Annotated in this window: 10 protein-coding genes and 1 tRNA gene; 10 read left to right on the top strand and 1 reads right to left on the bottom strand. The window is 60.2% G+C overall.

Translation table 11 applies throughout. The annotated features are described in order from the left end of the window. Positions 1 to 4: 4 nt before the first annotated feature. From infB to ACKJSM_RS22115, 7 genes are all read left to right on the top strand, one after another. On the top strand, positions 5 to 2,521 hold the full coding sequence (gene infB, locus ACKJSM_RS22085) for a translation initiation factor IF-2 (protein ID WP_236181460.1): 2,517 nt from the start codon (positions 5 to 7) through the stop codon (positions 2,519 to 2,521). Positions 2,522 to 2,680: 159 nt separating this feature from the next. Then, on the top strand, positions 2,681 to 3,082 hold the full coding sequence (gene rbfA, locus ACKJSM_RS22090; RefSeq protein WP_230735372.1) for a 30S ribosome-binding factor RbfA: 402 nt from the start codon (positions 2,681 to 2,683) through the stop codon (positions 3,080 to 3,082). A gap of 4 nt (positions 3,083 to 3,086) precedes the next feature. Then, positions 3,087 to 4,004: a tRNA pseudouridine(55) synthase TruB gene (truB, locus tag ACKJSM_RS22095; protein ID WP_007953739.1), complete on the top strand. Its 918-nt coding sequence runs from the start codon at positions 3,087 to 3,089 to the stop codon at positions 4,002 to 4,004. 141 nt (positions 4,005 to 4,145) lie between these two features. Then, the gene (gene rpsO / locus ACKJSM_RS22100; protein WP_011332409.1) at positions 4,146 to 4,415 is read left to right on the top strand and encodes a 30S ribosomal protein S15; all 270 of its coding nucleotides are present in this window, start codon (positions 4,146 to 4,148) and stop codon (positions 4,413 to 4,415) included. Positions 4,416 to 4,609: 194 nt separating this feature from the next. Next, a complete protein-coding gene (gene pnp / locus ACKJSM_RS22105; protein WP_011332410.1) occupies positions 4,610 to 6,715 on the top strand; it encodes a polyribonucleotide nucleotidyltransferase in 2,106 nt (701 codons plus the stop codon). A 128-nt stretch (positions 6,716 to 6,843) separates the two neighbouring features. Then, positions 6,844 to 6,919: transfer RNA gene (locus ACKJSM_RS22110), tRNA-Thr, on the top strand. Between the two features lie 247 nt (positions 6,920 to 7,166). Then, the gene (locus ACKJSM_RS22115) at positions 7,167 to 7,466 is read left to right on the top strand and encodes a DUF6388 family protein (RefSeq protein ID WP_236181461.1); all 300 of its coding nucleotides are present in this window, start codon (positions 7,167 to 7,169) and stop codon (positions 7,464 to 7,466) included. A 51-nt stretch (positions 7,467 to 7,517) separates the two neighbouring features. On the opposite strand, the gene nadC is transcribed toward ACKJSM_RS22115, so the two are convergent. Then, a complete protein-coding gene (gene nadC, locus ACKJSM_RS22120; RefSeq protein WP_236181462.1) occupies positions 7,518 to 8,366 on the bottom strand; it encodes a carboxylating nicotinate-nucleotide diphosphorylase in 849 nt (282 codons plus the stop codon). 255 nt (positions 8,367 to 8,621) lie between these two features. Here nadC and ACKJSM_RS22125 point away from each other — a divergent pair, with 255 nt between their 5' ends. The 3 genes from ACKJSM_RS22125 to ampE all read left to right on the top strand — a co-directional run bounded on the left by ACKJSM_RS22125 (position 8,622) and on the right by ampE (position 12,266). Next, on the top strand, positions 8,622 to 10,811 hold the full coding sequence (locus ACKJSM_RS22125) for a DUF1631 domain-containing protein (protein ID WP_410238845.1): 2,190 nt from the start codon (positions 8,622 to 8,624) through the stop codon (positions 10,809 to 10,811). 64 nt (positions 10,812 to 10,875) lie between these two features. Continuing rightward, the gene (gene ampD, locus ACKJSM_RS22130) at positions 10,876 to 11,436 is read left to right on the top strand and encodes a 1,6-anhydro-N-acetylmuramyl-L-alanine amidase AmpD (RefSeq protein WP_410238846.1); all 561 of its coding nucleotides are present in this window, start codon (positions 10,876 to 10,878) and stop codon (positions 11,434 to 11,436) included. Next, positions 11,433 to 12,266, top strand: a complete 834-nt coding sequence (ampE, locus tag ACKJSM_RS22135) for a regulatory signaling modulator protein AmpE (protein ID WP_410238848.1) — start codon at positions 11,433 to 11,435, stop codon at positions 12,264 to 12,266. Before ampD ends, ampE begins: the two co-directional genes overlap by 4 nt. Positions 12,267 to 12,615 lie beyond the last annotated feature (349 nt).

A 12,615-nucleotide genomic window follows, 5' to 3' on the forward strand; every position in this document is an offset into this window, starting at 1 on the left:
GTGCATGACGCAAGTCACGGTGAAACAACTGGCCGATGAGGTCAAAACACCGGTAGAGCGCCTGTTGCAGCAGATGCGTGAGGCAGGTCTGCCGCACACCGCCGCCGAAGAAAATGTGACTGACAGTGAGAAGCAATCCCTGCTGACCCACTTGAAAAGCAGCCACAAGGCGAAAGTGGAAGAACCACGCAAGATCACGCTGCAGCGTAAAACCACCAGCACCCTGCGTGTGGCTGGCAGCAAAAGCATCAGCGTTGAAGTCCGCAAGAAGAAAGTTTTCGTACAGCGCAGCCCGGAAGAAATCGAAGCCGAGCGCAAGCGTGAACTGGATGAACGTCGCGCAGTAGAAAATGCTGCCCGTCAGAAGGCTGAAGAAGAAGCCCGCGTTCGCGCCGAAGAAGAAGCGCGTCGCCAGCCTGCTGCGGCGTCCGCTCCTGCCGAAGCTGTCGCGGCTCCTGCGCCAGTGGCCGAACCAGTGCGCGAAGCCGCGCCGGTTGTGGCTGCTGCGCCAGCTGCCGACACTCGCAAGCGTGACGAACAGCGCCGTCCGGACAAACCACGTGCTGACGACAACAACCGTCGTGGCGGTGGTGATGGCGAGCGCAAAAACGCTCCGCATCGCGCATCGGTCAAGGAAAAGGCTCCGGCTCCACGTGTGGCGCCACGCACGACCGACGAAGAAAGCGATGGCTTCCGTCGCGGCGGTCGCGGCAAGGCCAAGCTGAAGAAACGCAACGCCCACGGTTTCCAGAGCCCGACCGGCCCTGTCGTGCGTGAAGTGAAGATCGGCGAAACCATCACTGTTGGCGATCTCGCCCAGCAGATGTCGGTCAAGGCTGCCGAAATCATCAAGTTCATGTTCAAACTGGGTACACCAGCGACCATCAACCAAGTGCTTGATCAGGAAACTGCTCAACTGGTAGCCGAAGAACTGGGCCACAAAGTGACCCTGGTCAGCGACACCGCCCTGGAAGATTCCCTCGCCGAATCCCTGAAGTTTGAAGGTGAAGCGGTTCCTCGTGCGCCGGTTGTTACCGTAATGGGTCACGTTGACCACGGTAAGACCTCGCTGCTCGACTACATCCGTCGTGCCAAGGTGGCTGCTGGCGAAGCCGGCGGTATCACCCAGCACATCGGTGCATACCACGTTGAAACCGAACGCGGCATGGTCACCTTCCTCGACACCCCGGGTCATGCCGCGTTTACCGCCATGCGTGCCCGTGGTGCCAAGGCGACCGACATCGTGATCCTGGTGGTTGCAGCGGACGACGGCGTGATGCCACAAACCATCGAAGCGGTTCAGCACGCTCAGGCTGCCGGCGTTCCGCTGGTGGTTGCGGTGAACAAGATCGACAAGCCTGGTGCAGATCTCGATCGCATCCGCAGCGAATTGTCGGCCCACGGCGTGACTTCTGAAGACTGGGGTGGCGACACTCCATTCGTTCCGGTTTCGGCGAAGATGGGTACCGGCGTCGACGAACTGCTTGAAGCCGTATTGCTGCAGGCTGAAGTTCTCGAACTGACCGCCACTCCTTCGGCTCCTGGTCGTGGTGTTGTGGTTGAATCGCGTCTCGACAAGGGCCGTGGCCCGGTGGCGACCGTTCTGGTTCAGGACGGTACGCTGCGTCAAGGTGACATGGTGCTGGTCGGCTCGAACTATGGCCGCGTGCGCGCCATGCTCGACGAGAACGGCAAGCCGATCAAGGAAGCGGGCCCGGCCATTCCGGTCGAGATCCTCGGTCTGGACGGTACGCCTGACGCTGGCGACGAGATGAGCGTGGTTGCCGACGAGAAGAAAGCCCGTGAAGTGGCTCTGTTCCGTCAAGGCAAGTTCCGCGAAGTCAAACTGGCTCGCGCTCACGCCGGTAAGCTGGAAAACATCTTCGAAAGCATGGGTCAGGAAGAGAAGAAGACGCTCAACATCGTCCTCAAATCCGACGTCCGTGGTTCGCTGGAAGCCTTGCAGGGCGCTCTGAATGGCCTGGGCAACGACGAAGTGCAAGTGCGCGTGGTCGGTGGCGGCGTCGGTGGTATCACCGAGTCCGATGCCAACCTGGCACTGGCTTCCAACGCTGTACTGTTCGGTTTCAACGTGCGTGCCGATGCTGGCGCACGGAAGATTGTCGAGCAGGAAGGTCTGGACATGCGTTACTACAACGTGATCTACGACATCATCGAAGACGTCAAGAAAGCCCTGACCGGTATGCTTGGCAGCGACGTTCGCGAGAACATCCTCGGTGTGGCCGAAGTCCGTGACGTATTCCGTTCGCCTAAGTTCGGCGCGATCGCTGGTTGCATGGTGATCGAAGGTGTTGTGCACCGTAACCGTCCGATCCGTGTACTGCGTGAAGACATCGTGATCTTCGAAGGCGAGCTGGAATCCCTGCGCCGCTTCAAGGATGACGCTTCCGAAGTACGTGCCGGCATGGAATGCGGTATCGGCGTGAAGAGCTACAACGACGTCAAAGTCGGCGACAAGATCGAAGTCTTCGAGAAGGTTCAGGTTGCTCGCAGCCTCTGACTCGCGCACTTCAAGGGCCACGTCGGGCCGCCGCATGCAAGTGCGCGGCACGACGTCAGGACTCTAAACGCAACGCCCGGTCTGGCTTTTGTCAGGCCGGGCGTTTGCCGCTTTCAGACCTTGCGGGTTTCACCGCAGGGCGGTAACAGGTAACAAATCATGGCAAAAGAATACAGCCGTACCCAACGTATCGGCGATCAGATGCAGCGTGAGCTGGCCCAACTGATCCGTCGTGAAGTCAAAGATCCGCGCGTCGGCCTGGTCACCATTACTGCTGTGGAAGTCAGCCGTGACGTCGGTCACGCGAAGATCTTCATCACCGTGATGGGGCAGGACAACGCCGAAGACATCGCACAAAGCATCAAGGTGCTCAATGCAGCCGCCGGTTTCCTGCGCATGCAGCTGGCTCGCGAAATGAAGCTGCGCAGCGTGCCGCAATTGCACTTCCACTACGACGAAAGCGTCGTGCGGGGCGCGCACCTGTCGGCCCTGATCGAGCGCGCCGTGGCTGAAGACAATCAGCACGTGGCTGCGGCAGCACCCGAAGACACCAAGGAGTAACTCGGTGGCTCAGGTCAAACGTATCCGTCGTAACGTCAGCGGCATCATCCTGCTCGACAAGCCGCTGGGGTTCACCTCCAACGCCGCGTTGCAGAAGGTTCGCTGGCTGCTCAATGCCGAGAAGGCCGGTCACACCGGCAGTCTCGATCCCCTGGCCACCGGCGTACTGCCGCTGTGCTTTGGCGAGGCCACCAAGTTCTCGCAATACCTGCTCGATTCCGACAAGGGTTACGAAACCCTGGCGCAACTGGGCAAGACCACCACGACGGCGGACGCCGAAGGCGAGGTTTTGCAGGAGCGTCCGGTGACCGTTGGTCAGGCCGACATTGAAGCGGTTCTGCCGAAATTTCGTGGGCAAATCAGTCAGATACCGCCGATGTACTCGGCTCTCAAGCGTGATGGCCAGCCGCTGTACAAGTTGGCCCGTGCAGGCGAAGTAGTGGAGCGCGAACCGCGTTCTGTTACTATTGCGCGCTTGGAATTGCTGGCCTTCGAAGGCGATACTGCGCGCCTTGCGGTGGATTGCAGCAAGGGCACCTATATTCGCACCCTGGTGGAGGATATCGGTGAGCAACTCGGTTGTGGTGCGTACGTCGCTGAGCTGCGTCGTACTCAGGCCGGGCCTTTCACCCTGGCGCAGACCGTGACCCTCGAAGAGCTGGAAGCGGTACATGCCGAAGGCGGCAACGAAGCGGTCGACCGCTTCCTGATGCCATCGGACAGCGGCCTGCAGGATTGGCCGTTGCTGCAGTTCTCGGAAGCGAGCGCGTTCTACTGGCTCAACGGCCAGCCGGTACGTGCTCCGGATGCTCCGAAGTTCGGCATGGTGCGGGTACAGGATCACAATGGTCGCTTCATCGGTATCGGTGAAGTGAGCGAAGACGGGCGCATCGCGCCGCGTCGACTGATTCGGTCAGAATGACCGGAAACCGGTCTGTGTAACAGCAGGCCGGCGAGTGTGGCTGTCAACAGGCACGGTCACTACTCATTTATAGATACAGGGATTTGTCCCTGGCCTGTTGAAACTGTTTTTGAAACGGTTTCCTGATAAAAGGATTGCCTCATGGCTCTCGACGTTCAAGAAAAAGCTCAAATCGTTGCCGACTACCAGCAAGCTGTTGGTGACACTGGTTCGCCAGAAGTGCAAGTTGCACTGCTGACCGCCAACATCAACAAACTGCAAGGTCACTTCAAGGCCAACGGTAAAGACCACCACTCCCGTCGTGGTCTGATCCGCATGGTTAACCAGCGTCGCAAGCTGCTGGACTACCTGAAAGGCAAGGACGTGAGCCGTTACAGCGCTCTGATCGCTCGCCTGGGTCTGCGTCGCTAATCAGCGATTGCGCTATGAGGTTGGTTGTCTGTCAGACGTCAGCGGGTTTCCGCCGGCGTCCGGCAGGCTCCCAGCCTCAAGTTTTATCTGGATACACGTTTTACCCTGGACAGGCGTCGGGCCGATTCCCGGCATTGCCCAAGAATTTCGCAAGAAACCAGTTCCCCCAAGAGCCACAAAGAAGGTAGGACACCGTGAACCCGGTAATCAAAAAATTCCAGTTCGGTCAGTCGACCGTTACCCTCGAGACTGGCCGTATCGCCCGTCAGGCCTCCGGCGCAGTATTGGTCACCGTTGACGATGACGTCAGCGTATTGGTGACCGTAGTCGGTGCCAAGCAAGCCGATCCGGGCAAGGGCTTTTTCCCTCTGTCCGTTCACTACCAGGAAAAGACCTACGCTGCCGGCAAGATCCCTGGCGGTTTCTTCAAGCGTGAAGGCCGTCCTTCCGAGAAAGAAACCCTGACTTCCCGACTGATCGACCGTCCGATCCGTCCACTCTTCCCTGAAGGTTTCATGAACGAAGTGCAGGTTGTCTGCACCGTCGTTTCCACCAGCAAGAAAACCGATCCGGACATCGCTGCGATGATCGGTACCTCGGCTGCCCTGGCGATCTCCGGCATTCCGTTCGACGGTCCGATCGGCGCCGCTCGCGTTGCTTTCCACGAAAGCACCGGCTACCTGCTGAACCCGACCTACGAGCAGCAAGCTGCTTCGAGCCTGGACATGGTCGTTGCCGGTACTTCGGACGCCGTACTGATGGTTGAATCGGAAGCCAAAGAGCTGACCGAAGACCAGATGCTGGGCGCAGTACTGTTTGCTCACGACGAGTTCCAGGTCGTGATCAACGCCGTTAAAGAACTGGCTGCCGAAGCTGCCAAGCCAACCTGGACCTGGGCACCTGCTCCAGAAGCCACCGAGCTGCTGGCCGCTATCCGTTCCGAGTTCGGCGAAGCGATCTCCCAGGCTTACACCATCACCATCAAGGCCGACCGCTACGCGCGTCTGGGCGAGCTGCGTGACCAGGTGGTTGCCAAGCTCTCCGGTGAAGAAGGCCAGCCTTCGGCTGCCGACGTCAAAGCCGCTTTCGGCGAAATCGAATACCGCACCGTTCGCGAGAACATCGTAAACGGCAAGCCACGTATCGACGGTCGCGACACCCGTACCGTACGTCCGCTGAACATCGAAGTCGGCGTACTGCCGAAGACTCACGGTTCGGCGCTGTTCACCCGTGGTGAAACCCAGGCTCTGGTCGTCGCAACGCTGGGTACCGCCCGCGACGCGCAACTACTGGACACCCTGGAAGGCGAGAAAAAAGACCCGTTCATGCTGCACTACAACTTCCCTCCGTTCTCGGTGGGCGAGTGTGGTCGCATGGGGGGCGCCGGTCGTCGCGAAATCGGTCACGGCCGTCTGGCCCGTCGTTCGGTTTCGGCCATGCTGCCAGCCGCTGACGTGTTCCCGTACACCATCCGCGTGGTATCGGAAATCACCGAATCCAACGGTTCGAGCTCGATGGCTTCCGTTTGCGGCGCTTCCCTGGCCCTGATGGACGCTGGCGTTCCGATGAAGGCACCGGTTGCCGGTATCGCCATGGGTCTGGTTAAAGAAGGCGAGAAGTTCGCTGTCCTGACCGACATCCTGGGTGACGAAGACCACCTGGGCGACATGGACTTCAAAGTGGCCGGTACCGCCAAAGGTGTGACCGCGCTGCAGATGGACATCAAGATCAAGGGCATCACCGAAGAGATCATGGAAATCGCTCTGGGCCAGGCCCTGGAAGCGCGCCTGAACATCCTCGGCCAGATGAACCAGATCATCGGCCAGTCGCGTACCGAACTGTCGGCCAACGCGCCGACCATGATCGCGATGAAGATCGACACCGACAAGATCCGTGACGTTATCGGTAAAGGTGGCGCGACCATCCGTGCGATCTGCGAAGAAACCAAGGCTTCGATCGACATCGAAGACGATGGCTCGATCAAGATCTTCGGCGAAACCAAGGAAGCGGCTGAAGCAGCACGTCAGCGCGTTCTGGGGATCACCGCAGAGGCCGAGATCGGCAAGATCTACGTCGGCAAGGTTGAGCGCATCGTCGACTTCGGCGCATTCGTCAACATCCTGCCGGGCAAGGACGGTCTGGTTCACATCTCGATGCTGAGTGACGCTCGCGTAGAGAAAGTGACCGACATCCTGAAAGAAGGCCAGGAAGTGGAAGTGCTGGTACTGGACGTGGACAACCGCGGCCGTATCAAGCTGTCCATCAAAGACGTGGCCGCTGCCAAGGCTTCGGGCGTTTAATCACCCCGCAGTTGCAGCGCAATGAAAATACCCCGCCGTGAAACGGCGGGGTATTTTTTTGTCCGTGAAACATCGAGTCATTCGGCGAAGTTGCCGACCTGCAAGACCAGTGCTAGGTTTAGCCGACCGCCCGTGTAGCTCAGCCGGTAGAGCAGCGCACTCGTAACGCGAAGGTCGCAGGTTCGATTCCTGTCTCGGGCACCATTTCGCTTTCCCTTCTTCCTGCTCCCCCTGCGAAATCCGGTTTATGTTCCCCCGGTCAACTTTTTGTGGGAGAGATGTAAAGTCCCGTGTAATTCGCTCGCCAAACGTCCTATATTCGTTGTCTGCATGAGCATCGCCCAGCAGTTTTCAGATGATCCCGAATGGTTCCGAAGGCCGGACAGTCCGCGTCAGAGAGATCCTTGATGATCCACATCCATCTTCCATTCCTATGATCAGCGAGAACGCCATGACTGAATTGACCCAAGAGCAACGCCACGAACAAGCGCTGGAAAAGTACAAGCTTGATGCGCCCCAGCTGATGGACGAGATCAAGGACCTGAGTCCCGATGATCAGAAAGACCAGATCCAGTGGGCGTTCGAAGATGAAGCCGAAGCCCAGGGCCTGCAGCCGTGGGAGTTGACCCTCAAGTACACCAGCACCCCTGAGGAGTTCGAGGCCAAGCGCCTGGAACTGCACAAGGAAGCGGCCGAAGTGTTGGGCGTCGAGTGGGATGAATACTGCGAGATGAACAATCTGGTGGTCTGAAACAAAAACGCCAGCCTCGAGAGGGCTGGCGTTTTTTATTGCCCGATGGCCTCAGATGCTCAGGCGCATCGACAGGTCCACGGCCTTGACGTCCTTGGTCATCGCGCCGATCGAGATGTAGTCCACCCCGGTCTGTGCGATCGGCAGCAGCGTGCTTTCGTTGATGCCGCCACTGGCTTCCAGTTTTGCCTTGCCGGCGTTCAGGCGTACGGCTTCGCGCATGTCATCGAGGCTCAGTTCGTCGAGCATGATGATGTCGGCACCGGCGGCCAGCGCCTCCTTCAGCTCTTCCAGACTTTCCACTTCGATTTCCACCGGTTTGCCCGGGGCGATCTTGTGCGCAGCGGCGATGGCCTGCGCAATGCCACCGCTGGCAGCGATGTGGTTTTCCTTGATCAGGAACGCGTCGTAGAGACCGATCCGATGGTTATGGCAGCCACCGCAGGTGACCGCGTATTTCTGCGCCAGACGCAGGCCCGGCAGGGTCTTGCGGGTGTCGAGCAGTTTCACCGAGGTCTCGGCGACGAAATCCGCCAGATACTGCGCACGGGTCGCCACGCCCGACAGCAATTGCAGGAAGTTCAGAGCGCTGCGCTCACCGGTCAGCAGTGAACGGGCCGGGCCTTCCAGATGAAACAGCGGCTGATTGGGCGAAACCCGTTCGCCATCGCGCACCTGCCAGTGCACCGCCACCCGTGGATCGAGCTGGCGGAACACCGCATCGACCCAGGCCGTGCCGCTGATGACGGCGGCGTCGCGGGTGATGATGGTGGCTTTGGCCAGGCGTTCGGCCGGGATCAGTTGCGCGGTGATGTCGCCGCTGCCGATGTCTTCGAGCAACGCACGGCGCACGTTGGCTTCGATTTCGGCGGTCAAATCGGCGAGACGTAGATTCGGCATAACGGGCTCCACAAACTAAGTGGCCCGATTATAGGGGCATGGCGTCGGCCAACCCAAGGCGAGAACCGCCACGCAGCGCTGCATCCGGTCGATTTTCTTTGAGTAAACCCGATTTTGCCGTGGTCACTGGAAGGTGTTGGCGTATAGGGGAAACCCTGACGGCTCTGGCGCCGGGGACATCTTTTGCAAGATAATCCGCCTTGCATTTGACGCCATGACTTTGACGTCTGCGAATCACCGTTTCAGGAGGCTGGGATGCACAACGACGGGAATGTAGTGCCTCTGCACAAGGCCACTGCCGATCAGGCGACTCACTCGCCGCTCGCCCGCCTGCCTGTGATTCTGCTTCAGGTTCGCGACAAGGCTGCCCAGCGCCTGCGCAACGGTTTACAGGAGCTGTTCGATAACGCCGACGACACGCTTTTCGAAATGGCCGACCGGGCGCGTAACGACGTCGAACAGAACATCTTTTTCGAGGCCATGCGCGACCTGCGCCTCAAGCGCAAGCACATCGAGCGCGGTTTTCTCGAGCAGTTCTTCGAAGCTTTTGTCGGCCTCACTCAATTCGATCCCGTCCCCACTGTCCTCTCTCATGCCTTGCAGTGTGACGACACGACAGCACGCACCGATGACATGGAGCGCAACGTCGCGGTCCAAACCATGGTCGGCCGCGTACTGAATCGCGACGGGTTCGCCCTGGATCAACTGACCGCGCGATTCAATGCGCTGTTGGGCAAGACCCTGGACGATCACTACAATCCGCTGGGCCCGGCGATGCTTTGCGAGTACTTCCTGCAGGCCGGGCGCAATCTGGGAGTGGAGATCAAGGTCAAACTGATCCTGCTCAAACTGTTCGAGCGCTATGTGCTGGCCGATACCGATCAACTCTACGCCGAAGCCAATCAGCTGCTGATTGCCACGGGCGTGTTGCCCGAGCTCAAGCCCGCACCGGCCCGTCGCGCCATCGATCAGGCTGTGGCCAGCGTGCAGAGCGAATTCGAGGGCATCGATAAACCCCAGGCGGACGCGGCGGTGCAGGAAGTCTTCGCCGCGTTGCAGGAACTGCTGCTGCACGTGCGCGGCACCGTTGCGCCGACCCTTGAGCCCAGCGCTCCCGCCCAGCCAATTTCCACCCGCGACCTGCTGCGCCTGCTCTCGCACCTGCAGCAATACGTGCCGGCGCTGTCGATGCAGGACGACTTCGATCTGCGCCATCAGCTTGAACAGTTGCTGACCCGGGTCAGCGTGCGCAGCGGCAAATCACGAATCGTCGGCGGGGCGGACGAGGACGTGATCAACCTGGTGGCCATGGTCTTCGACTGCATCCTTGATGATCGCAACCTGCCGGATTCGCTCAAGGCGCTGATTGCACGGTTGCAGATCCCGATGTTGAAGGTCGCGGTGATCGACAAAAGCTTCTTCAGTCGCAGCAGTCATCCGGCGCGCCGCCTGCTCAATGAAATCGCCGAGGCGGCGATGGGCTGGGGCGAGTGCGACGGCAATGCGCGCGACAGCCTGTACCTGCGCATTGAGCAGGTGGTGCAGCGCTTGCTGACGGATTTTGTCGATGACCCGGCGATTTTTTCCGAGTTGCTGGCGGATTTCCTCGCGTTCACCAGTGACGAGCGCCGCCGCAGCGAATTGCTTGAACAGCGTTTGCGCGATGCCGAAGAGGGCCGGGCGAAAACCGAACTGGCCCGCCAGCGGGTCGAGCAGGCGTTGAACCAGGCCTTGCTGGGCAAGGTCCTGCCACTGTCGGTGGTGACCTTCGTGCAAGACGCCTGGAGCAAGGTGTTGCTGCTGACCTGCCTCAAGCACGGCGATCAGTCCGCCGAATGGCACGCCGACGTGCAGACCATGGAGCAATTGATCTGGAGCGTGCAGCGCCACGACGACGCCGCAGCGGGTCTGCGCCTGCTGGCGCTGGTACCGGGGTTGCTCAAGTCATTGCGCGACGGCCTGAGCAGTTCGGCCTTCGATCCGTTTGCCACCAGCGGCTTTTTCAGTGAACTGGAAGCGCTGCATGTGCGGCTGCTGGAACCGTCCAGCGCACCGGATCAAATCGCGCTGCCGGAAATGATCGAAGTGTCGCAGGCGATTGTCTTGCAGATGGCCGACGACGGTCTCAAACCACGCCCGCCAGCGCGTTTGCCAGCCGACGATGCGGGTTTACGCCAGGTCGATCAGTTGCGCCTGGGCAGTTGGGTGGCGTTCGAGGAAGACGAAGAACACACCCTGCGCTGCAAGCTGGCGGCGATCATCGAGGCTACCGGCAAGTACGTGTTCGTTGACCGTACCGGGATGAAAGTGCTGGAGCGCGACCGCACGGAACTGGCCCTGGCGTTTCGTCGCGGTGCGGTGCGAGCACTGGACGACACCTTGCTGTTCGACCGGGCACTGGAGTCGGTGCTCGGCAATCTGCGGCGGCTCAATCGCGGCAAGTGATCGCGCGCCGGGGGCCGATCACGGCATACTGGTCGCCAACACAGTCGGCGTTGAAGGAATCGGTATGCAGTTGGATCCCGCAAACGGGTGGTGTCACGGGGTGCAAGTCTGCCCTTCGCCCAACTTCAATGAACGCCCGGCGGGCGAAGTCTCCCTGTTGGTCATCCACAACATCAGCCTGCCACCGGCGCAGTTCGCCACCGGCAAGGTCCAGGAATTTTTCCAGAACCGTCTGGATGTCACGGAACATCCCTACTTTGCGGGAATCGCCGACCTGCGCGTGTCGGCGCATTTTCTGATCGAACGTGACGGCAAGGTCACCCAGTTTGTCTCCTGTCTTGAGCGCGCCTGGCATGCCGGCGTTTCAGTGTTCGAAGGACGGGAAACCTGTAACGATTTTTCCGTGGGCATCGAGCTGGAAGGCACCGATGATCTGCCGTTCACTGACGCGCAGTACCGGGCGCTAACCGCGTTGACCCGGCAGATACAGGCGGCGTTCCCGGCGATCACTGTCGAGCGCATCTGCGGACACAGTGACATCGCCCCCGGACGCAAGACCGACCCCGGACCCGCATTCGACTGGGCACGCTACCGCGCCGCCCTGGCACAAGAGGAAGGACAATGAGTTTTCTGGTGTTACTGCTGGCGGTATGGATCGAGAAGTTCTCGGCTCTGCGCCAACGGGTGCAACGCGATGGCGGATGGATCCGCGAACTGCACAAGCTTGAAGCCGGCGGACTGGCGAAACAGCCTTGGCTGGTGCTGACCATCCTGGTGCTGTTGCCGGTGGCATTGCTGGGGTTGCTGCTGGTGGTGCTGGAGCCGGTAGCCTATGGTCTGCTGGCATTGCCGGTGCATTTGCTGGTGGTGATTTACAGCCTGGGGCGGGGTGACCTGCTCGGCGAGCTCGGGCCGTTTCGCGACGCCTGGCGCCGTGAAGACCTGCAGGCCGCCGCCCACGTGGCCAAGCGTGATCTGAACATCTGCGCCGAAAGCGGCGAACAATTGCTGGAGCAAGTGCAACGGCATCTGTTGTGGCAGGCCTACCAGAGCTTTTTTGCGGTGATTTTCTGGTACTTCCTGCTCGGTCCGGTGGCGGCACTGAGCTATCGCTTGCTGGCGCTGGCGGAGGAAAACGCCCAGAACCCGGCGGTGGCTGAACGGGCCGGGCAACTGCGCCACGCCTTCGACTGGGTGCCGGTGCGCCTGCTGGCGGGGAGTCTTGCCCTGGTCGGCAATTTCGTCGCGGTCAGTCGGGTGATGCTGCACGAGCTGCTGAACTGGAACATCAGCGCCGAGCAACTGATCAACAAGGTCGGGCTGGCGGCCGGGGAAATCCCGCCGGCCGCTGTCGGCTCCGAAGGCATCAACACCCTCGACTGCCTGTGGGAACTGCTGCTGCGGGCGGCGGTGCTGTGGTATGCCGGATTTGCCCTGTGGACGGTACTGGCGTAGGCCGTTCCTTTGACGAGGGGGGGCAATCCCCCTCGTTAACCTTAAGTTACAAAACCTCCCTTCGATTTGAGCTATACAGAGATAGCGCCCGATAGTGGCTATCTGCTGTCGCCCCGCGCCTGCCAATAAAAACAAGAAAAAACCAAGGGAGACTTCCAGTGAAGAGCTTGCTCTATCCCGCCGTCTCGCTGATGAATCGCTTGAGCTTCGGCATGAAGTTCAGCCTGATCAGCGTGCTGTTCCTGGTGCCGATGCTGGTGACCAATTTCTATCTGGTGCGCGATTCCTATCGCGAATTCCAGGGCACCCGGGTGGAGCTGCAGAGCCTCGACCTGCTGGGCAGCAGCCT

Source organism: Pseudomonas sp. PHC1 (assembly GCF_046487845.1).
Classification (GTDB): Bacteria; Pseudomonadota; Gammaproteobacteria; order Pseudomonadales; family Pseudomonadaceae; genus Aquipseudomonas; species Aquipseudomonas sputi.